This is a genomic window from Synechococcus sp. PROS-7-1 (assembly GCF_014279795.1).
Lineage (GTDB): Bacteria > Cyanobacteriota > Cyanobacteriia > PCC-6307 > Cyanobiaceae > Synechococcus_C.
Window position 1 is genome coordinate 348,994 of the sequence record NZ_CP047945.1, and the last position, 20,332, is coordinate 369,325.

20 protein-coding genes and 1 tRNA gene are annotated in these 20,332 nt (G+C 61.0%); 9 read left to right on the forward strand and 12 right to left on the reverse strand.

What is annotated here, in order from left to right; genetic code table 11:
- Positions 1 to 11 precede the first annotated feature (11 nt).
- Positions 12 to 1,319: a hemolysin family protein gene (locus SynPROS71_RS01655; protein WP_186596213.1), complete on the forward strand. Its 1,308-nt coding sequence runs from the start codon at positions 12 to 14 to the stop codon at positions 1,317 to 1,319.
- A 61-nt stretch (positions 1,320 to 1,380) separates the two neighbouring features.
- Positions 1,381 to 2,385: a Gfo/Idh/MocA family protein gene (locus tag SynPROS71_RS01660; RefSeq protein ID WP_186596214.1), complete on the forward strand. Its 1,005-nt coding sequence runs from the start codon at positions 1,381 to 1,383 to the stop codon at positions 2,383 to 2,385.
- Between the two features lie 25 nt (positions 2,386 to 2,410).
- On the opposite strand, the gene SynPROS71_RS01665 is transcribed toward SynPROS71_RS01660, so the two are convergent.
- Positions 2,411 to 5,596 carry a glycoside hydrolase family 15 protein gene (locus SynPROS71_RS01665; RefSeq protein WP_186596215.1) on the reverse strand — a complete coding sequence of 1,062 codons (3,186 nt, stop codon included), beginning with the start codon at positions 5,594 to 5,596 and terminating at the stop codon, positions 2,411 to 2,413.
- Positions 5,597 to 5,645: 49 nt separating this feature from the next.
- Here SynPROS71_RS01665 and SynPROS71_RS01670 point away from each other — a divergent pair, with 49 nt between their 5' ends.
- Complete coding sequence (locus tag SynPROS71_RS01670; RefSeq protein WP_186597809.1) at positions 5,646 to 6,392, forward strand: WecB/TagA/CpsF family glycosyltransferase; 747 nt, start codon at positions 5,646 to 5,648, stop codon at positions 6,390 to 6,392.
- Positions 6,393 to 6,397: 5 nt separating this feature from the next.
- Here SynPROS71_RS01670 and SynPROS71_RS01675 read toward each other — a convergent pair whose 3' ends face one another.
- Together SynPROS71_RS01675 and tgt are read right to left on the reverse strand one after the other, a co-directional pair.
- The gene (locus SynPROS71_RS01675; protein WP_006042358.1) at positions 6,398 to 6,541 is read right to left on the reverse strand and encodes a photosystem II reaction center protein K; all 144 of its coding nucleotides are present in this window, start codon (positions 6,539 to 6,541) and stop codon (positions 6,398 to 6,400) included.
- A 31-nt stretch (positions 6,542 to 6,572) separates the two neighbouring features.
- The gene (tgt, locus tag SynPROS71_RS01680) at positions 6,573 to 7,691 is read right to left on the reverse strand and encodes a tRNA guanosine(34) transglycosylase Tgt (protein ID WP_186597810.1); all 1,119 of its coding nucleotides are present in this window, start codon (positions 7,689 to 7,691) and stop codon (positions 6,573 to 6,575) included.
- 63 nt (positions 7,692 to 7,754) lie between these two features.
- On the opposite strand from tgt, the gene cobS reads away from it, so the two are divergent.
- Positions 7,755 to 8,534, forward strand: a complete 780-nt coding sequence (gene cobS, locus SynPROS71_RS01685; RefSeq protein WP_186597811.1) for an adenosylcobinamide-GDP ribazoletransferase — start codon at positions 7,755 to 7,757, stop codon at positions 8,532 to 8,534.
- Here cobS and SynPROS71_RS01690 read toward each other — a convergent pair.
- Positions 8,482 to 9,627 (reverse strand): sensor histidine kinase KdpD, encoded by a 1,146-nt coding sequence (locus SynPROS71_RS01690; RefSeq protein WP_186596217.1) that lies wholly within the window; start codon positions 9,625 to 9,627, stop codon positions 8,482 to 8,484. The two genes, cobS and SynPROS71_RS01690, sit on opposite strands and share 53 nt — an antisense overlap.
- A 383-nt stretch (positions 9,628 to 10,010) precedes the next feature.
- Here SynPROS71_RS01690 and SynPROS71_RS01695 point away from each other — a divergent pair, with 383 nt between their 5' ends.
- Positions 10,011 to 10,379 carry a DUF3155 domain-containing protein gene (locus tag SynPROS71_RS01695; protein ID WP_186583974.1) on the forward strand — a complete coding sequence of 123 codons (369 nt, stop codon included), beginning with the start codon at positions 10,011 to 10,013 and terminating at the stop codon, positions 10,377 to 10,379.
- A gap of 9 nt (positions 10,380 to 10,388) precedes the next feature.
- Here the strand turns inward: SynPROS71_RS01695 and SynPROS71_RS01700 are convergent, their stop codons facing one another.
- Positions 10,389 to 11,012 (reverse strand): alpha/beta hydrolase, encoded by a 624-nt coding sequence (locus SynPROS71_RS01700; RefSeq protein ID WP_186596219.1) that lies wholly within the window; start codon positions 11,010 to 11,012, stop codon positions 10,389 to 10,391.
- Between the two features lie 59 nt (positions 11,013 to 11,071).
- Between SynPROS71_RS01700 and purH the strand changes: the two genes are divergently transcribed.
- Complete coding sequence (purH, locus tag SynPROS71_RS01705; RefSeq protein ID WP_186596221.1) at positions 11,072 to 12,658, forward strand: bifunctional phosphoribosylaminoimidazolecarboxamide formyltransferase/IMP cyclohydrolase; 1,587 nt, start codon at positions 11,072 to 11,074, stop codon at positions 12,656 to 12,658.
- A 69-nt stretch (positions 12,659 to 12,727) separates the two neighbouring features.
- A complete protein-coding gene (locus SynPROS71_RS01710; RefSeq protein WP_186596223.1) occupies positions 12,728 to 13,189 on the forward strand; it encodes a DUF4079 domain-containing protein in 462 nt (153 codons plus the stop codon).
- Positions 13,190 to 13,204: 15 nt separating this feature from the next.
- Here the strand turns inward: SynPROS71_RS01710 and SynPROS71_RS01715 are convergent, their stop codons facing one another.
- From SynPROS71_RS01715 to sfsA, 4 genes are all read right to left on the reverse strand, one after another.
- Positions 13,205 to 13,831 (reverse strand): DUF1997 domain-containing protein, encoded by a 627-nt coding sequence (locus SynPROS71_RS01715; protein WP_186596225.1) that lies wholly within the window; start codon positions 13,829 to 13,831, stop codon positions 13,205 to 13,207.
- A gap of 60 nt (positions 13,832 to 13,891) precedes the next feature.
- Positions 13,892 to 15,091 (reverse strand): 4-hydroxy-3-methylbut-2-enyl diphosphate reductase, encoded by a 1,200-nt coding sequence (locus SynPROS71_RS01720; RefSeq protein ID WP_186596227.1) that lies wholly within the window; start codon positions 15,089 to 15,091, stop codon positions 13,892 to 13,894.
- 131 nt (positions 15,092 to 15,222) lie between these two features.
- Complete coding sequence (locus SynPROS71_RS01725) at positions 15,223 to 16,695, reverse strand: ammonium transporter (RefSeq protein ID WP_186596229.1); 1,473 nt, start codon at positions 16,693 to 16,695, stop codon at positions 15,223 to 15,225.
- Between the two features lie 92 nt (positions 16,696 to 16,787).
- Positions 16,788 to 17,552 (reverse strand): DNA/RNA nuclease SfsA, encoded by a 765-nt coding sequence (gene sfsA, locus SynPROS71_RS01730; RefSeq protein ID WP_186596231.1) that lies wholly within the window; start codon positions 17,550 to 17,552, stop codon positions 16,788 to 16,790.
- A 76-nt stretch (positions 17,553 to 17,628) separates the two neighbouring features.
- Between sfsA and murJ the strand changes: the two genes are divergently transcribed.
- Positions 17,629 to 19,236: a murein biosynthesis integral membrane protein MurJ gene (gene murJ / locus SynPROS71_RS01735; protein WP_186596233.1), complete on the forward strand. Its 1,608-nt coding sequence runs from the start codon at positions 17,629 to 17,631 to the stop codon at positions 19,234 to 19,236.
- Here the strand turns inward: murJ and SynPROS71_RS01740 are convergent.
- From SynPROS71_RS01740 to SynPROS71_RS01750, 3 genes are all read right to left on the reverse strand, one after another.
- The gene (locus SynPROS71_RS01740) at positions 19,223 to 19,486 is read right to left on the reverse strand and encodes a cytochrome-c oxidase (RefSeq protein WP_186585776.1); all 264 of its coding nucleotides are present in this window, start codon (positions 19,484 to 19,486) and stop codon (positions 19,223 to 19,225) included. The genes murJ and SynPROS71_RS01740 overlap by 14 nt on opposite strands.
- A 24-nt stretch (positions 19,487 to 19,510) precedes the next feature.
- Positions 19,511 to 19,801, reverse strand: a complete 291-nt coding sequence (locus tag SynPROS71_RS01745) for a DUF3181 family protein (RefSeq protein WP_186596234.1) — start codon at positions 19,799 to 19,801, stop codon at positions 19,511 to 19,513.
- Positions 19,802 to 19,879: 78 nt separating this feature from the next.
- The gene (locus SynPROS71_RS01750) at positions 19,880 to 20,134 is read right to left on the reverse strand and encodes a hypothetical protein (protein ID WP_186596236.1); all 255 of its coding nucleotides are present in this window, start codon (positions 20,132 to 20,134) and stop codon (positions 19,880 to 19,882) included.
- 94 nt (positions 20,135 to 20,228) lie between these two features.
- Here SynPROS71_RS01750 and SynPROS71_RS01755 point away from each other — a divergent pair.
- A tRNA-Arg gene (locus SynPROS71_RS01755) sits at positions 20,229 to 20,302 on the forward strand.
- Positions 20,303 to 20,332: the final 30 nt, after the last annotated feature.

A 20,332-nucleotide genomic window follows, 5' to 3' on the forward strand; every position in this document is an offset into this window, starting at 1 on the left:
CCCTCCCCCGAATGCGCCCCTTTCTGCTGATCGCGCTGCTGGTTCTACCGGCTCTGTTTTCGGCAGCCGAGGTGGCATTGCTGAGACTCCGGCCCAGTCAGGTGCAGGAGTTCAGCGAGCAAGGTCGGCCCGGTGCTCAGGCGTTGCAGAGGCTGCAGCGGCGCTTGCCAACAGCGCTGCTCATGACCCAGTTCGGTACGTCGCTGTCGCTTGTGGCGCTCGGCTGGACAGGTCGGGGCTTCGGTCAGCGCTGGTGGCCCCTGGATATGCCTTCCGGTCGTTGGTGGGATCTGGCCTGGTTCCTTGTGCTGGTGGTGATGGCCACCCTGGTCGCTGGGATGTTGCCCCGGGCTTGGGTGCTCAGTCGCCCCGAACGGGCGGCGCTGCAGCTGGGGCCAGTGCTGGAGGGCGCGATCCGGGCATTGCAGCCCCTTCTCACGCTCCTCAACGGTCTGGCCAGCCTTCTTCTTCGTCTCGTCGGCCTCAGTCAACGCTGGGGCGCCACCGTTTCGGTGCTGTCGGCCAGTGAGCTGGAAACCTTGATCGAAAGCGGCGGTGTGACAGGGCTCAAGCCCGATGAGCGCAACATCCTTGAGGGTGTGTTCGCTTTGCGCGATACCCAGGTGCGGGAGGTGATGGTGCCCCGCTCTGGGATGGTCACCCTGCCGGTTGAGGTGCGCTTCGCTGGGCTGATGGAGGCGGTGCATCGCACCCGTCATGCTCGTTTTCCCGTGATCGGTCAATCGCTTGATGACGTTCGTGGTGTTCTCGATCTCAGGCGCCTAGCCGAACCGATCGCCCGGGGAGAACTGAAGGAAGACTCTTCGTTAGAGCCTTACCTGATGCCTGCTGAAACCGTTCTGGAAACCAGCAACCTTGCTGACCTCTTGGCGATCATCCGTTCCGGTCATCCCTTGCTTTTGGTGGTGGATGAACATGGCGGTACCGAGGGACTGGTTACCGCTGCCGATCTCAACGGCGAAATCGTTGGCGATGAGCCTGCCGAGGAGAGCGACGAACCTGATCTTCAGGCGGTGGAAGGCCAACCGGGAGCCTGGCTTGTTGCCGGCGATCTGGAGATCTTCGAGCTCAACCGCCAGCTCTCTCTGGATTTGCCAGAGGCCAGTGATCACCACACCCTTGCCGGCTTCCTCCTGGAAAAACTCCAGCACATCCCTTCCCCCGGCGAAGCTCTGCGCCATGACGGTGTTCAGTTCGAGATCTTCGCCATGGCGGGACCTCGGATTGTGCGCGTGCGTCTGATGCTGCCGGACCAGGAGGTCGCCACCCAGGACTCTCCCAATTCAGAAGAGCCGTAATTCCGTTTCACTAACCGCCGCGTCGATCACCGATAATCAGCGCGTTCGCGCAGGCTCGCTGATGACCGACACCATGGTTCCGGTGAAGGTCGGCGTGATCGGCATCGGCAACATGGGCTGGCACCATGCCCGCGTTCTCAGCCTTCTGAAAGACGCTGATCTGATCGGTGTGGCTGATCCGGATTCCGCCCGTGGGAGTTTGGCCAGAGAGCAGTTCGGATGTCGCTGGTTCGCTGATTACCGCGACATGCTCGCTGAGGTCGAGGCCGTTTGCATTGCTGTTCCGACCCTGCTCCATCACTCCGTGGGTCTGGCTTGCCTGGAAGCTGGTCTGCACGTTCTGATTGAAAAGCCCATCGCGGCAAGTCAGGAGGAGGCTGCTGCTCTGATTGATGCCGCCAGCCGAGGTGGCCGTCTGCTTCAGGTTGGACATATTGAGCGCTTTAACCCTGCTTTCCGGGAGCTCACCAAAGTGGTGGCCAATGAGGAGGTTGTGGTGTTGGAGGCACGCCGTCACAGTCCCCATGCCGACCGCGCCAATGATGTGTCCGTGGTTTTGGATCTGATGATTCACGATCTCGACCTTGTGCTGGAACTGGCCGGCTCATCGGTGGTGCATCTGGCTGCGGCCGGTGGTCGCAGCTCGGCAGGCCCGATTGACTATGTGAATGCCACGCTGGGTTTCGACAATGGTGTGGTGGCCAGTCTCACGGCCAGCAAGATGAGTCATCGCAAGATCAGAAGCCTCAGCGCGCACTGCCGCTCGAGTCTGGTGGAGACGGATTTTCTCAATCACAACCTGCACATCCACCGGCGTGCCCATGAGTGGTACTCGGCTGACCACGGTGAATTGCTTTACAGAAACGACGGGTTCATCGAGGAGGTGAGCACCACGTCCATCGAACCCCTCTACGCCGAGCTCGAGCATTTCCTTCAGTGCGTGCGCGGCCGGGAGACGCCTGCAGTGGATGGGCAACAGGCTTCCAGGGCTCTGCGGTTGGCTGATCTGATTGAGCAGGCAGTGGAACAGCCTGGCGTTGGCATTCCGCTTGAGGCGCCGATCTGAGTCGGGTCACTCGTGCCTCAGGGTTTCAGTTGAGAGTGTCCTGATCGGCGAGCTGACGCAGGGCCTCGATCTGCCAGTGCCGGCAGAGGGCAGGGGATGAGCGGTAAAACTGATCCCACGCACTGGCTTTGTGTTGGGCGTAATCAGCTTCGCTCACGTCGGGGTGGGTGGCGTGCCATCCAACGCGAACCGCATGGCCGATCACGACGTCCAGAGCGATGTCGTCGTCGATCTGGATCCTAGGATTGGCGGTCGCAAAAGCCATCAGTGAGAGCAGGGTTTCCGTGCAAAGTTGCCGGTACTCGGGAGCGGTGATTCGGCTCAGAAGATGTTCAACTTGGATCGCGAAGTTGCGCTCGCCGGGGGTTTTCTCCAACAGAAGGGCGCTGGTCAGCCGATTGCGGCGTTCAAGTTTGTCACCAATCACCAGACCCCGGCAGTGGTGCAGAAGCGACCAGATGCCTGCATAAAACTCCTTGGGGACCTGCTGGAGGGAGCCCAGACGAATGCGGTGTTGGAGCCAGTCGTTGCCACCGGGGCCGGCTTCAAGGGGTTCCGGCACACTCCATTGCACCGTCCCGCGCACATGCAGCAACTCCCGCCGCTGCAAGGCGTCGCGGGCGTGATCGACATCCTCCAACACCGTGCGTAGCCGTTGGCCAAGGCGGTGCGGCGGTTCATCACACACGGCTTCGAAGGCTTCGTCCTGGCTGAGTTGTCGTTCAGCAGCAAGCTCTGATGTGAGCAGCAGCAGCAACTGCCCCAGCTGGAAGGTCAGAGAACCTCGGATCATGTCCGGTTCGCGTCGTGCGATTCCGTCGAGCGCCAGCAAGAGTTCCTGCTGCAGCATCCACTCGCGACCATCACTGCCGCATGTTTGCTCGATCAGGGCTGCAATCGCCTGGCTGGACACGGGAGTGCTTAGTCGTGAGGCCTTGGTGTAATTCCGTCCAACCACCACCTGCTTTTGCCGGCTGAGCAGGTCGATGAGTGCGTCGTCCAGCTGCGGGTGAATGAGTCCCATGGCGCCGGCGCAGCGACGGGCCACGTTCCAGTCCTCCTGCTGCAGCCCCCGTCTGTAAATCTCCTCAAGCAGCGTTTTGATCTCCACCGGCGCACCCTGAGGGCCGCTCAGGATCGACGCGCTCCCCAGCTTGCGCGAGAGCAACTCCAGCACTTCGGCCTGCTCGCGCAGGGAGTTGCTGGACCAGATGCGCCGCCGCAGCTCCTCCAACGATGTGTCGTCCAGCTCCTGTTCCTGAGCAGCGGTGAGGTCACTCAGATCCGTTGAGGCCTTCAGCAGTTGCTTGGCATTGGCCGCGGCTGTCAGGTTCGAGGTCCCTGGCGATCCCGGCAGTTCATGCCACTGGGCGCGGGCCGCCAGGGTTTCCAGATTGGCGAACTCCACGCGGACGTCTTCTACGCAACCACTGCGGAGACGCTCAGTGAGGGCGAGCAGATGGCTGTCACCCCGCTCCAGCAAGGAGGCTTGCACCGGAATCAAGAGCAGGGGTGAGCCAGGCCCTTGCCAGTGCCTCTGCAGGAGATGCAGCTCGTTCACCACACTGTCCACCAGGTGTCTGGGGTCGTGACTGAGGTAAAATGTCCCCTCTTCAAGAACGGCGGGCAGAAAGGCCAGCTGCCTGTCACCCAGTCGATAGAGCCTGGCACTGGCAGCCGTCTCAGGCCTCACAGCTGGATGACCGCTCAGGCCGAGAGCCTCGTCCACGCCGACAGCGCCCAGGTGTTGGCGCAGGGCATCAGAGCTCAGAACTTCGATCCCTGCAGTCTCTGAATCGCTGACCGGAAGGCCCAGCTCCTTCAGCCGCGAGGCCACGCTGGACTCGTTCGGGACGAGGCAGACCAGCACCGACTCAGCGCCAAGAACGGAGGGCAGACGTCGGCCGCAGGGATCGAGGTCTGCCGCCTCGATCAGCCCATCCATCAGCATCTCTCCGAGCCAGGCCAGGCTCTGCGTCCAAAGCAGGGGGACATTGTCATTGGCGATCCGTTTCTGGCTCCCGGGCACTTGGCGTTCGCGCTCCAGGGCTTCTGCAGGAACCAGGTACAGCTCCGGGTAGAGCATCTGCCCGTTGCGTTCCACGCGCAGAGCTTCGAGGCGATGGCGCCACTGTCTGGCTTCATCCCAGCGCTCCTCAAAACAGGCGGTGACCAGTTCATAGGCCAAGAACAGGGGCCACTCCGACTCGACCCCTTCAAACGTGGCCAGTTCATCGCATTCGTAGTGCAGTCGGGTGATGTCTTCCACCACGGTTTGGTGGCCGTCGCGCCGAAAGCGCTTGTACCCGTAGAGACCGCCCAGCTCCCTGCGGATGCGTCGGGCCGTGCGTTCAACGAGCTCAGGATCCTCGAGAGCCCAGGCGGGATAGCCGATCACCGAAAGGCAGGCGCTGTCCACCTCTTTGCTGGCGGATTCGCGAGGGAGAAGCCCTTGCAGCGCTCGCCGGAGACGCACCACCGCACCAGGGGGGATCAGCACGGTCACGCTGCCATCGCCGTGTGCGGCGAAGAGATCCACGCCGTCCAGGGCCTCTAGAGCCGCCTTCGCCATGCCGATCGAGCTGGCATTGCGTTCTGGCAGTCCGTGGTTGCCCTTGTCTCCCCGTTCCCAGATGCCGTAATCGGGGGTCTGGTAAGCCCGGGCGACGTAATAAACCAGGTTCTGAATGAAGGCCGCCTCATGGCGGTTGTGGATCACGGCCAGGCCACTGCGGCTCAACTGGGCCAGTTGGAGCAGAAAGAGTGATGTGGCATCCAGCTGGAGGTGCCCCCAGCCGTCATCGGGCACCACCGGTTCACCATTGCGGCTGTCGTACTTGGCATGGAGTGCATCCAGCGGATCCAGGCTTTGCTTGAAGCGTTCAACCTTTTGCGCCTGCCGCATCATTGCGCTGAGCAGTCCGCGCATGAGGTCAACCACCCGCTGCTCCAGTTCCCAGCTGCGTTGGCATGGACCGAGGAGTTTGCGGTGGGCAATCGCCAGTCCCCAAACGCACTGGATCGAGTACACGCAGTCGCGAACCCAGGCATCGCCGTAGTTGCCGTGAACGGTGTGGGCTGTGCTCGCAGGAAGGAGTCCGCTGAGAGGGTTCTGCCGTTGCAAGACCACAGCTTCAATGGCGCTGTCCAGGTGCTGCAACTGGGCCAGCTTCTCTTGCTCATTCCCGGCAACCGGATGGGACAGAACCATGGCCTCTCGTTCGACCGGACTTAGATTCTCTCTCGGAGCCGTTTCGGAGATGGAAACAATCAGCACTGGCCCGCGAGATCGCCGTCGCTGCCACGTTCTTGGGGTTCCTGTTGATGCTTGCCGCGACGTGGCAGCTTCAGCCATCGGCCTGCATGAAGAAGGTGGGGGGCAGATCGTGACGCTTAATGCTGAGATGACGATGCGGGCCCGTCAGGACGCAGATCTGGGAGCGGTGATTGCCCAGGCCGACCTGGTGGTTCCCGATGGAGCAGGAGTGGTCTGGGCTCTCGGTCGCCAGGGGGTCAGGGTGCGTCGCAGCCCTGGTATTGAGCTCGCCTGGTCTCTGCTCAGCTATGCCGAAGTGCATAACTGGTCCGTCGCCCTGGTGGGTGGTTCACCCGAGGTGATGGAGCGTTTGAAAACCACGCTGGCTCAGAGCCATCCCCGCTTGCGGTTGCTGATGGCAGAGCACGGATTTCAAGCGTCAGATGCTTGGCCAGCTCTGGAGTCTCGCCTGCGTGGTCTGCGGCCTGATCTCGTGCTGGTGGCTCTTGGTGTGCCCCGTCAGGAAGTCTGGGCGCAGAGCATGCGTCAGTCACTTCCAGGTCTCTGGATGGGCGTGGGTGGCAGCTTCGACGTCTGGTCCGGCCTCAAGCAGCGCGCACCGGAGTGGACCAGTCGACTGCAACTGGAATGGCTGTTCAGGCTGCTCCAGGACCCATCACGTTGGCGGCGTTATCTAGTGCTCCCCCAATTCGCTTGGGCTGTGCTTCGAGCTGGTAGTCGTCGGCGTTAACGCGCTTAACGAAAGCCCACAGAGGCCTGCCAAACGAAGGCCAGAAGCAGGAAAAACACTGGGATGATCGGCAGGATGTCGATCAGTGGGCCGAATGCCTGGTAGGCCTCGGGAAGTTGGGCCAGCAGGTCAAGGGAGAAGGCAGCCATCCCGGCGAACAGTTCGGTCAGTGTGCGGACGCTACCACGTGTGATGGGCCGGTGAGTCGTCGTTCCAGGGACGGAAATCCTCTGCAAAACAGCCATCGCGAATGGCGCGTTCCATGGCACTGGTGAAGCGGATCAGATGCGTGAGGTTGTGCAGGCTCAACAGGGTCAGTCCGAGCAGCTCTTCACTGCGGATCAAGTGGTGCAGGTAGGCCCTGGTGTGCTGCTGGCAGGCGATGCAGGGGCATGTGGGGTCGAGCGGTGTGTGGTCGTGCCGGAAGCGGGCGTTGCGGAGGTTCCAGCGTTCCCCGGCCACCATGGCTGTGCCGTGACGCCCCAGGCGGGTGGGGAGCACGCAGTCGAACAGATCGATTCCATTGGCAACAGCAACGGCCATTTCCTGCAGCGTGCCGATGCCCATCAGGTACCGCGGACGGTCATGCGGAAGCAGGGGCGTGACCTGCCGAACAATGCGGTGCATGTCCTCCACCGGCTCTCCCACGCTGACGCCGCCGATGGCGATGCCCGGGAGGTCGAAGTCGGCGACTGCCCTCGCGCTGGCTTCCCGCAGGTGGGGGAAGCATCCCCCTTGCACGATCCCGAACAAGGCTTGGTCGTTGCGCGTGTGGGAGGCCACGCAACGTTCGAGCCAGGCATGGGTGCGCCGACTTGCTTCCTCCACATCATTTTCCGTGGCGGGGTATGGAGGGCACTGGTCAAACGCCATGGCCACATCCGCGCCTAGCGCCATCTGGATCTCCATCGACCGTTCCGGCGTCAGCAGGATGCGGCTGCCGTCCCGGGGGTTGCGGAAATCAACGCCATGGTCGTCGATGCGATTGAGGTCCCCCAGGCTGAACACCTGAAATCCCCCTGAATCGGTGAGCATTGGGCCCTGCCAGCCCATGAAGCGATGGAGCCCGCCGGCGGCCTCCACCACGGCTTCACCGGGTTGGAGATGCAGGTGGTACGTGTTTGAGAGCACCATCTGTGCTCCCGTGGTGGCCAGTTGATCGGCCGTGACGCCCTTCACGGTGGCCAGCGTTCCCACAGGCATGAATCGCGGCGTACTCACCGCTCCATGGGGAGTCTCAAAACAACCGCAGCGTGCAGCGGTGTGCCGGCATGTTGCGTTGATCTGGAAGTCGAACACCCGCATCTCCGCCCAGGTCTTGACCCTACGGTGAGGTCAGACCGCCGATGATGCCCCCTGAGGATCGCTTCTCTGTTTTGGCTTCGGGATCTTGCCGGTGCCTGGATTTTCTATTCCGTTCTGCCCGCCTGGCCCTGGCCTTCACCACGGTTTGAGCGCATTGCTCGCTTTGCTCCCTGGATCGGTCTGGTGATCGGTGGCCTTCAGGCGTTGCTCTGGCTCGTGCTGAGTGCCATGAACTGGTCGGCTGAGAGCTGTGCCTTGATGGTCATCGCCCTGGGAGCCTGGCTTACGGGTGGATTGCATGTCGACGGCCTGATGGATACGGCCGACGGTCTGGCTGCAGGGCAAGAGCGATGCCTTGAAGCCATGGACGACAGTCGTGTTGGAGCTAGCGGTGTTCTGGCTCTCTTGCTTGTTGTGCTTCTGCAAGCGGGGGCCTTGATCAGGCTGGGGACATGGGGCCCGATTGCGCTGGTGATGGCTGCTGTGATCGGCCGGATGGCGCCTCTCGCTGCCATGGCACGGTTTCCTTACCTTCGCCAAGGCGGGACGGCGGCCTTTCATCGCCGGCACTGGCGTGGGACCCAGGACTGGGTGCCGGCCATCACCCTGATCGTGCTGCTCCTGTGGGGTGCGGCCTTGTGGGGGGGCGGTCTCCTTCAGTCCTTGGCTTTGGTCTCGGTGGTGGGTCTGGGAGCGGCTTGGCTGGTCGTGGAGTGTCTCGGGAAACGCCTGGGTGGTCACACCGGTGACACCTACGGAGCTTGTCTGGTGTGGGGAGAGACCGTCACTCTGCTGAGCGCAGCGCTGCTCTTTCCTGCGTTGTGGGGGGCAGGCTGAGCAGGAAGGCATTGCCCTGATTTGGCAGACAGGGATCCAGGTCTGCCGGTGATCGCAGGAGCTCGAGCTGTCCTCCTCGTTGCCGGGCAAGCGTCTGTGCCAGGGCGAGACCGAGGCCTGATCCTGTTCGCTCGCCGCTGGTGCTCCCGCGGACCCCTTTCAGAAAAATCCGTTCTCGCTCGTTCTCGGGAATGGGCGGGCCTGCATCCCAAACGCACACCCCATGGTCAAGCAAGTGCAGGCCCAGGTCACAGCCATTGGGGCTGTAACGAAAGGCGTTTTCCAGCAGGTTGGCCACGATCTCAGCGGTTACAGCATCGGCGGCCGGGCGTTGTTTCTGCGTCCAGCTCGGCCATCGCTCCGGTTCTCGCCACAGCCGTCCCTGCAGCGCGGCCGTTGCAGCGGCGCGTTCCACGAGAGGGCTCAACAGGTCGGCGATCGTGAGATCGGGTGCGTCAGCAGGCACCGGTGGCAGCAGCAGTGGGGTGGCGTTCTCCGGCTCAAGCCGCAGCTCCTCCCTGCCGATCCTGTCGAGAGAGGTCACATAACGATCGAGCTCAACCTGTTCCCGGATCAGGTTCTCCACCAGTGGCCGCTGCTGGTCATCGGGACCGAGGCGCCGGAGCAGCAGCTGGGCGTAGGTTCTCAGGGCTGTCAGCGGATTACGGAGTTGGTGCACCATCACCGACAACTGCTGACGCTGGGCATCCAGCTGGCCATTCAGCCGGTTTTGCTCAAGTTCCAGTCCGCGAATGCAGGCGAGGGTTTCGGCGCAGGTTTGCAGGCGGCGGTTGTGGGCAGCGGCTTGCCCTCCGTCCTCACTCTGTTCAGCTCGCAGCACCCCAAGGAGCAAGGAGCGATAGCGCAGGGGGTACCAGCGTCGTTCCGGAGCAGCGCTGCGTAGGCTTGGATCCTGGGCGATTGAGTCAGGAAGGGCGACTTCCTGGGGGGACTGGGCGACGAGGGTGAGGCTCGGTGTAGCTCCTTCCTGCCGCTCCGTGAGGTAGAGGGCCAGGCGATCGGCGGCTCCGTCGGTGGTCAGGGCGTTGAGATGTTGCTGCGCCAGAGCCAGAAACCGATCGGAAAGATGCATCAGCTGGGCGGAGTTCGGAAACTGTCAAAGAGGCGACAGACGCCACTCGCTTGCCAATTCAGAAAAAAGTCTTAAGATCAGATGAACGACCAATGGCCCGACCTCGCGGAGTTCGGGTTTTGTCGATTGTTGGATCAAGGTTGCGCTTTACGCACGACCAAGGTTACAGCAGAGGTTGATGAATCTTCTGTTGTCGTCAGCAGCCTTGCTGGCGAGTTCAACAGTGCGTGTCCAATCACGGAAGCAGCTTGCCTGCAATTCCGTGATTGGAGCGCTGAATTCTGGATGCTTGTGATGAGCGTCCTGCGGTACGCGCTGAATTCACGGCTCTTCCCGCTTGTCCACTGTTTTTTCTTTCTCCCCCTAGAGGGGCGACCACCACTATGTCTAAGAAGCGCAAGCGGATCAGCCGCCGACGTCTTGCCGGTCAACGGGTTCTTGCCCATGTGCCGACGTTCCATCTCGAAACCGGTGAGCACAAACCCGTCACTGCAGCCCGCCGCTTTATCGCTGAAGGCGGACTGGTGCCTCCTGCCCTTCTGAACGTGCGGCGCAACGAGCACACCACAGATCGTTTCTTCTGGGGAGAAAAGGGTCTGTTCAGCGCGCAATACGCCGAAGAAAACCATTTTCTGTTCCCCTCCTTGCGCTTGATTGTCGACAATGTCGGCGAAGAGGTGATCTTCGAAGGCCTCGAGCTTGCCTCCGACGACTGGGAGGAGATGGAGGAATACGAATACGCGTTCGTTTGAGCCGACTTGCTAAGGGTCCTGTCTGATTGGCTTCAGCCAGGACTGCAGGGCCTGAACCATCCGAGATTGCGTGGTATCAGGAATGGTGTGCCCTCCTGAGAAGGTGATCAGACGGCATGTCTCACTCTCACCGCCCAGTTGTTCGGCCAATTTTGTTTGCGCTTCGACGGGAACAACCTCATCACTGCGGCCGTGAATGAGCAAGACCGGAGGTCGCTCGGTTTTTGGTTGCCAATCGGGATGGGGATAGGCGCTGCAGCCGATGATTCCCGCCAAAGGGAGTTGGCAGCCCACGTCGAGGGCCATGGCGCCTCCCTGGGAAAAACCCAATAACACCGTGCTTGAAAGCGGAATCTGCCGCTGATCGATTGCCTCGATGCGCTCTTTGAGCTGGTTCACCGCTTGGGGAACATCGGCCCACTGAGGCGGAAATAACCCGTACCACTCACGCCCAACGCCTGCCGGGTGAGGCAATGGTGCCTCCAAGGCCAGGCACTCCATCGCCAATCCAGAGCGAGTGCCGAGGGATTCGCCCATGGGCATCAGATCGCTGGCATCGGCCCCCCAGCCGTGAAGAAGCACCAGGCGTGTCCGAGGTTGTTCCTCGCCGCAGTGGATCAGGAGGTCGTTCATCAAAATCTTGACCGACTGCTGCGTAGGTTGGCGAAAGGTGTCCCCTGTGTCCTGCTGCCATGGCCCCCACAGCGCTGCTGAGTGTGTCTGACAAGAGTGGTCTGGTGCCACTGGCCCAGACCCTGCACGAGCGTCACGGGTATCAGCTTCTTTCCAGTGGCGGTACCGCCAAGGTGCTGCAGGAGGCCGGGCTACCGGTCACGCCTGTGGCCGAGCACACCGGTGCCCCGGAGATCCTGGGTGGTCGGGTGAAGACACTCCATCCCCGCATCCATGGCGGAATCCTGGCCCGCCGCGGTGATCCAGAGCATGAAGCAGATCTGCAGGCTCAGCAGATCACGCCGATTGATGTGGTGGTGGTCAACCTGTATCCCTTCCGTGAGACCGTTGCCGATCCCGCTGTGAGCTGGGAGCGGGCGATTGAGAACATCGACATCGGCGGCCCCACGATGGTGCGCTCTGCAGCCAAGAACCATGAATACGTGGCTGTACTGACCGACCCCGACCAATACGACCGCTTCCTCCAGGACCTGTCTGAATCGGGAGGGACCGTGAGTTCTGCGCTGCGGCGGCGGCTCGCCCTGGAGGCCTTTGCTCACACAGCGGCTTACGACGCTGCGATCACGCGCTGGATGCAGACCCGGCCTGAGTTGCAGCCTGTCGATGATCCATCAGCCTCTCCACTCCCTTGGCTGGAAGCCCTGCCCCTGCGACAGCGGCTGCGTTACGGCGAGAACCCTCACCAAGGTGCGGCTTGGTACAGCACACCCAAGGCTGGTTGGGGAGGCGCCATTCAGTTGCAGGGGAAGGAGCTGAGCACCAACAATCTCCTCGATCTCGAAGCAGCTCTCGCCACGGTGCGGGAGTTCGGCTACGGCCAGAGTGGCAGCCATCCCGCTCAGCGGCCGGCGGCTGTTGTGGTGAAACACACCAATCCCTGCGGTGTGGCGGTTGGCGATGGAGAAGCGGCCGCTCTTACTCGAGCCCTGGACGGCGATCGTGTCAGCGCCTTCGGGGGCATTGTGGCGGTGAATGGCCGCGTGGATGCTCCTGCTGCCCGTGAACTCACCAGCTTGTTCCTGGAGTGCGTGGTGGCGCCGGAGTATGCGCCCGAGGCCCGGGAGATTCTCGCGTCGAAAGGCAATCTCAGGGTTTTGGAGCTCCCGCCCACGGCTATAGATGCGGCCGGGCATGACCATGTGCGCAGCATCCTGGGTGGTCTGCTGGTTCAGGATCTCGATGACCATCCGGTTGCCATGGACGCGTGGACCGTGGCCACCGAGCGCGCTCCCAGTCAGGCTGAGCGCGATGACCTTTGCTTCGCCTGGCAGTTGGTCCGTCATGTCCGCTCCAATGCCATCGTTGTGGCCAGAGACGGTCAGAGCCTCGGAATTGGTGCGGGGCAGATGAACCGGGTTGGGTCAGCTCGGATTGCCCTCGAGGCGTCAGGGGATCGAGCTCGTGGTGCCGTTCTCGCCAGTGATGGCTTCTTCCCATTCGATGACACGGTGCGATTGGCGGCGCAGCACGGCATCACGGCTGTGATACATCCGGGAGGCAGCAAACGTGACGAGGATTCCATCAAGGCGTGTGATGAACTCGGGCTGGCGATGCTGCTCACGGGGCGGCGGCACTTCCTGCATTGAGTTCTTGGGTGTCGCTTCGAATGACCACGGAGTCCTAGCCTCGCCCCAGCTTCCACGCGATGACTTGTGATGACGCTTGCCGCGCTGCCTTTCGCCCTGAGTTTCGTTCACCCACTGATGATGTGGGTGCTGCTCTTGGCGTCTGCCTATGCGATGTATCTGGGGATTAAAGCCAAGAAGACCCGCACGGGAACGCCTGAACAGCGCAAAGCTTTGATTCCTGGAAAGTTCGCCCAGCGTCATTTCCGTTGGGGTGGGCTGCTGCTTGGACTGATCGTTCTCGGCAGCATTGGTGGCATGGCGGTCACCTACCTGAACAACGACAAGTTGTTCGTGGGTCCTCACCTCCTTGCCGGACTGGCCATGACGGCCATGGTTGCGGTGGCGGCGTCCCTGTCACCCTTCATGCAGCAAGGCAATGTGATCGCCCGCAAGGCCCATGTCGGTCTCAATATGGGGATGATGACTCTTTTCCTCTGGCAGGCGGTCAGCGGAATGGAAATCGTCAACAAGATCTGGTCGAGTCGCTGACCGCTCGCGAGGCGATTAGAAGGTGGCCCGTCGTCGCGGCGGGCATACAAGCCCATGGCTTCCATGGAAGTCTTCTTGCACCTTCCAGGTGAGCCTCCGTGAGATTTGCCTCACGATCTGACGCAGCAGTCGATCGCCGCTGGATTGCACCAGGCCATCGGGGAGCATGGTGATCACCTTGGGAAGTGAGATCCAGATGGTGAGATCCAGCTCCCAGCGCACACAGGTCGCAGGTCGACCCTGCTCAACGTCGTCGATCAGGGTGAGGCCAGCCTGAAAATCAACGTCATAGAGCGCGGCCAATGCTGGATCTGCTGCTGGCAGCGTCACCGTTTCAATGGCGTAGCTGCCCTCATGTCCAGGCAGCAGGCGCAAGGCGATTGTGGGCTCCACCTCGAAGCCAAAATTTCCGAATCGCCCAAGGGTCAGGACATAAGCCTGCGAATCAAGAGCCTGCACCTCCATCGGTGCGGCGCAACGGCGGAACCATTCGTCATGTCGATCGAGATAGCTGGCCACCACAGCTGAACTGGCGCGCATCTCCATGCAGTCACTGAAGTGGCTGCGATAACAGCGCACCTGTGGATCCTGGCCATGGAAGGTGCGAAGGGAATCGGCTGGTGGTCTCGACAAGAGCAACACAGATGAGCGTCCCTGGCAGGGGTGATCCCCAAGATGAACCAATGTAAAGCGAACAGGTCTTTAGTTTGTCTCGCTGAGACTGATTAATTGCTGGATGACGTGTTCCACAACACGATCCGGGGTCGAGGCGCCGGATGTGATGCCCACCGTGACGGTCCCTCCCGGCAGGAAATTCTGTTCGCGGATGAGCTCTTGGCCCAGAGGCTTGTGTTCGATGCTGTTGTCGGCACTGATGCGCTCTGGTGTGTCGATGTGGAAGGAGCGGATGCCGCGGTTGATGGCGATTTCCTGAAGGTGCGTGGTGTTGGAGGAGTTGTAGCCGCCGATCACCACCATCAGGTCGAGGGGTTCATCCACAAGGGAAAACATTGCGTCTTGGCGTTCCTGGGTGGCATCGCAAATGGTGTTGAACGCCAGGAAATGCTCATTGAGTTGCGTTGGGCCGAATTTGCTGAGCATGGTGCGTTCAAACAGGCGACCGATCTCTTCGGTTTCCCGTTTGAGCATGGTGGTCTGATTGGCAACGCCGAGTTTTTCAAGATCCTGATCCGGATCGAAGCCCGGGGAACATGCTTTGGAAAAGCGAGCCATGAAGCTGCTCCGGTCTCCTTTGCCGAGGATGTAATCCGCGACGATCTGCGCTTCTTCAAGGTCAAGAACCACAAGGTAGGTTCCAGCGAAGGAGCTGGTGGCCAGGGTCTCCTCATGCTTCACCTTGCCGTGAATGATTGAGGTGAATGTCTGCTTCTTGTGCTTCTCCACGGTGTTCCAAACCTTGGAGACCCAGGGGCAAGTGGTGTCAACGATGTGGCATCCCCGTTCATTGAGCAGCTGCATCTCCTGAACCGTTGCGCCAAATGCGGGAAGGATCACCACATCTCCCGAGGTGACACCGGAGAAGTCCTTCACACCTTGCTCAACCGGGATGAATTGAACGTTCATCTCCCGGAGGTGGTCATTCACGGAAGGGTTGTGAATGATCTCATTGGTGATCCACAAGCGTTCACTGGGGTAGTGCTTTCGAGTCTCATAGGCCATGGCGACCGCGCGCTCCACGCCCCAGCAGAAGCCGAAGTCCTTGGCGAGGCGCACTTGAAGCCGACCGTGGTTCAGGCGGTACCCGTTGTCACGAATGGATCCAATCAGGCTGCTCTGGTAGGCCTGCTCCAGGCTTCCGGCCACTTCTTCTGCACGTCCGAACCCTCGGCGGTTGTAGCGGTCGGAATGGTGCAGGGAGCGCTTGAAGGCGTGGGTATCCATGGTCGCGACGACGATGCGATGACTCTATGGGCTGCGGGTCAGGCTTGACTCCCCTCTTCTGAGAGGAGCTCACCGGTCCAAAAAAAAGCCCTGGCTGTAGGGCCAGGGCTTTGGATCGCTGAAACAGGGAATCAGTTCCCAGAAGAAGCGAAATCGGGATAGGCCTCCATGCCGTGCTCCCCGATATCAAGACCCATGGTCTCTTCTTCTTCGGAGACACGGAGGCCTCCGAACAGAGCACCGATGATGCTCCAGGCGATCCAGCACGTCACGATTGTCCAGATGGCATAAGCCGCGCAGCCAACAGCTTGGATGCCCAGCTGGGAGATGCCACCGCCGTTGAAAAGGCCGATGCCGGTGGCACCGTCAACGCCCCACAAGCCAACGACCAGGGTGCCCCAGACGCCGCACACGCCGTGGACGGAGAAAGCGCCGACAGGATCATCGATGCCTGCGTTGTCGAGAGCTGCGACCGAGAACACCACGATGATGCCGCCGATCAGGCCAGCCACCCAGGAACCGACCATGGTCATGTTTCCGCAACCTGCGGTGATGCTCACCAAGCCGGCCAGGATGCCGTTAATGATCATGGTGAGATCGGGCTTGCCAGAGGTGATGGTGGACACCACCGTTGCGCCAATGGCGCCACCAGCTGCGGCCAGGGTGGTCGTCACGGCCACGAAAGCAACCGTTTGGTCCATGGCCAGCACAGAGCCGGGGTTGAAGCCGTACCAGCCGATCCAGAGGATCAAAGCGCCGAGTGTGGCGATGGCCATGTTGTGGCCAGGAATGGCTTGGGTGCGGCCATTCACGTATTTGCCAATACGGGGTCCGAGCAGCATGGCGCCAACCAGTCCAGCCCAGGCGCCCACGGAGTGAACGATTGAGGAACCAGCGAAATCGATGAAACCAAGTTTCGCCAACCAGCCATCGCCGTTCCACTGCCAGGAGCCGGAAATCGGATAGATAAAGGCGGTGAGGACCAGCGCGAAAATCACAAACTCACCGAACTTGACGCGCTCAGCAACAAGTCCGGAAACGATGGTTGCGGCTGTTCCTGCGAAAGCAGCCTGGAAAAGGAAATCAACGGAAGGAACGAGGCTGCCATCCGTGACCATCTCAGGAGTCACCGTGGGATCAAAGAACAGTCCCAAAGCGCCACCTTTGCCGTAATAAAGGATGCCGTCCCAGAAGGCGCTGCCATACATCAGCGAGAAGCCGATGAACCAGTAGGCAGTCACCGCCAGAGCGAACACGAAAAGGTTCTTGGCGAGGATGTTGACTGCGTTCTTCTGGCGACACATCCCGGCTTCCACCATGGCGAAGCCGGCGTTCATGAAGATCACCAGAATGGTTGCCACCAGCAACCAGAGGTTGTTGGCGAGAAACGCTGCGTTCAGATCGGGGAGTTCAGCAGCGTGAGCCGTTAGGTTGAAGAGGCCCAAGCCCATGAGGGCTACGGGGACGCAAGCAAGCCAGGTCAGCGAGCGGTGTGTTCTAAAACCGCGGATGCTTTTCAGAAGGAGCATTGGCCCATCAAGCAGGCTTGCCTCCTGGAGGATGGCTTTTCGCCTCCTTGGTGGAGAGTTCAAAGCAGTTGTCATGAAAAGAAAGCGGAACTGCGGTTCGGACTGTCGTGAAGACCGTCTCACGAACCCAAGATGTACTTCGGCGTACACTTCTCGAGTCGCCGTTGTTACCAAACCGGCGATTGCCTTTCCTGGACGGCGCGCTTGCCTCGCCAGAGAACTTTGTCTTGCTCGAAGCGGAATGCGCTGGGGAAGACTTCCACTCCTTCCAACAGTGCTTGTCGGAAGAGTTCTCCATAGTGGGGATCCGCGCTGTCTCCCGGTGCGAATGCGCTGAGGTCATCGCGGCTTAGGCAAGGCACAAGAAGGGCTCTGGCGTTGGGCAGCACGCTCATGAGTTCCCGGAGATGTTTCTGGCCGCGTTCGGTGACGGTGTCGGGGAAGAGAGCCAGTGATCCTTCGCACCACGTTGTGTTTTTAATTTCTACATAGATTTGTCTTGGATCCGCGGCATCGGCCGATGGCGTAAGCAAGAGATCGATCCGACTGCGTTTGTTCTCGCCGTAGACAACTTCGGCTTTGATCTCGCTGATCGGACCGACGATCTCCTTCATGAGGCCTGCTTCAATCGCTGCCCTGATCAGCCGGTTGGGTAAAGCGGTGTTGATCCCAACCCAACAGGGATTCCCATCAGCGCCGGGTACTTCGGCCTGTTCCCAGGTCCAGGCCAGCTTGCGGGTTGGGGAAGGGGCATGGCGCAGGCGCACCCGCTGGCCAGGAATCAACACGCCGGTCATCGGTCCGGTGTTGGCGCAGTGGGCGGTCACGCACGATCCGTCCTCCAGCTCGATGTCTGCCAGAAAGCGCTTGTAGCGCTTGATCAAAATCCCCTCCGTGAGCGGTTCAAATGAGAGGAGAGGGGTGCCGGTCATGGGGGCGGGCAAGTTGAGGCCATGGTGCCTGGAAATCAACCGAGAATTGGAGCAGTAGTGGCGGCTGGCAGCGCTGATGGCGAGATCTCTCAAGCGCATTGCTCTGGTCGTCACCGTTGGGACCCTTTTCAGCAAATTCGGTGGCCTTGTCCGCCAATTGGTGATTGCTGCAGCGTTTGGCGTCGGCGCTGCCTATGACGCTTACAACTACGCCTATGTGCTTCCGGGTTTTCTCCTCATCCTTCTGGGGGGCATCAATGGCCCCTTCCACAGCGCGATGGTGAGTGTGCTCAGCCGCAGGCCCAGAGACGAAGGCGCCCACATCCTGGCCACCCTGAACACCACGGTGAGTGCCCTGCTTCTGGTTGTCACGGTGGTGCTGGTGATGGCTGCCGGTCCATTGATCACCCTGGTCGGGCCAGGCCTTCCGCCCGAGCTGCATCGCATCGCTGTCGCGCAGTTGCAGGTGATGGCCCCGATGGCCCTGCTCGCCGGTCTGATCGGTCTGGGCTTTGGATCGCTCAATGCCGCCGATGAATTCTGGATTCCAGCGATCTCGCCGCTGATGTCCAGCCTGGCGCTGATTCTCGGTGTCGGATTGCTCTGGTGGCAGCTCGGGTCTGCCATCGCCCTGCCGGAGCATGCCCTCTGGGGAGGGGTGGTGCTGGCCTTGGCCACGCTCTCTGGAGCCGTCCTGCAGTGGTTGTTGCAGTTGCCGGCCTTGATTCGGCAGCGACTGGCCCGGTTCCAGTTGTCATGGGACTGGCGTCACCCCGGCGTGCAGGAGGTCTGGCAGGTGATGGGCCCCGCCACCCTGTCCTCCGGAATGCTGCAGATCAATGTGTTTACCGATCTGTTCTTCGCCTCGGGGATCCTCGGCGCAGCCGCAGGACTTGGTTACGCCAATCTTCTGGTGCAGACGCCGCTCGGATTGATTTCCAATGCCCTGTTGGTGCCGCTTCTACCCACGTTCTCCAGGCTCACGGCCCTGGAGGATCGCCCTCAGCTGATTGCCAGGATCCGTCAGGGCCTGATGCTCTCCACCGCCTCGATGCTGCCGTTGGGCGCTTTGTTTCTGGCGTTGGCTGCTCCGATCGTGTCTCTCGTTTATGAGCGCGGTGCCTTTGATGCTCAGGCGGCGCAATTGGTGACCGGGCTCTTGATGGCTTACGGAATCGGCATGCCGGCCTATCTCGGTCGCGATGTGCTCGTGCGGGTGTTTTACGCCCTCGGAGACGGCACAACTCCCTTTCGACTGTCGATGGCCGGTATCGGTCTGAATGTGCTGTTCGACTGGGCCTTGGTTGGGGGACCCTCCCCATGGGGGCCTCAGCTGCCCTTCGATTTCGGGGCGCCTGGGCTCGTGCTGGCCACGGTATTGATCAATGCCCTCACCTGTTTGGCGCTTCTTCTCGTGCTCCAGCAACGCCTGGGAGGCCTCCCTCTGCGTAGCTGGGGGGTTGACGCCTTGCGACTCACCGCAGCGGCAGCGCTGGCAGGTTGTGCTGCTTGGGGTCTCAGCACAACGGTGCAATGGCCTTCTGATCTGATCGGCCGTGGGCTCCAGGTGGCTCTCTCCGGAGGCTTCGGCGGGGTTCTTTTTGCGTTGGGCGGGCAGGCGCTCGGGATCGCTGAAGTCGTTGAGATCAATCAGGGGATTGCGCGGCGCTTCAGTCGTCGCTGAGGGTCACAGTCCTGTCGTCGCGCACTTGGATCGGTAACTCAAGCTGCTGCCGGCCCACGAGCTGTGGCCCCTGCACTGAAACGATCCTGGCTTCAATTCCGAATTCACGGAAGGCAGTGTCAAGTTCCTGAATCAGGGCCTTCTCCACCTGCGCTTCGGGGTCCACGACCTTGCCAATCAGGCGCTCTCCAAGGCGGCCGATGCGCTGACGCACCACTTCACGTGCGTTGGTGACTTCAATGATCAGCACGCGCGTTCCCAGATCGGGTGCACCTTATCGGCAGTGGTCCTCAAGAATCTGTTCGAGGTCGGAAAGTTGCGAGGACGGCAACAGCCTTGCCAAAGGCAGCCGACTGCTTCCGCCTCCGATCGAGACCTGGACACGTTCGAGAGCCTGGCGAGCAGCGATCTCAGCTCCCTGATCGATGAGTGCGCTGCATTCGATCGCGAGGGCTTCGGCCAGGCCTGCATCTTTCAGATACAGGTGCCAACCGGAGACCTGCAGGTACAGACGATCGCCGAGGGCCGAGGTCAGATCGTGCAGATCAGCGGCATCCATGGTCATGGCAAGCAGTGGTCAAGGCAAGCAGTGGTCATGGCAAGCAGTGGTCATGGCAAATGGCCAGACAGTTGCATGTTGGCTTCACGTCGCCGGGTTGTCTGTATCCAGCTCTGGACGAAGTTTCAGTACCAACGTGAGATGCACAGCTAGCCCAACCAGCCAAAGACCAGTCAGAACATTGAGATGGTTCCAGGGATGGCGCATCTCTTGCAGGAACCAGAGCCCGCTGTTCACTGCAGCAAACACCATGCCGTGAAGCGTGAGATTCACAACCCGGTTGAAATGCCGATAGGTGGGATCAGTGGGGTCAGCAGGCCCGTACCAGCGGATCGGCATGGAGGGAGACCGAAAGGAATGGAAACGATTCTGGCGTGGGGATGTGCCCCAGTTGACGAAGGGCCCCTTCGTGGGGTCAGATAGTGGGACGCCAGCGCTTGTAGCTCAGCGGATTAGAGCATCTGACTACGGATCAGAGGGTCGGGAGTTCGAATCTCTCCAGGCGCGCTATTCAACTGCCTTCGGGCAGTTTTTTTT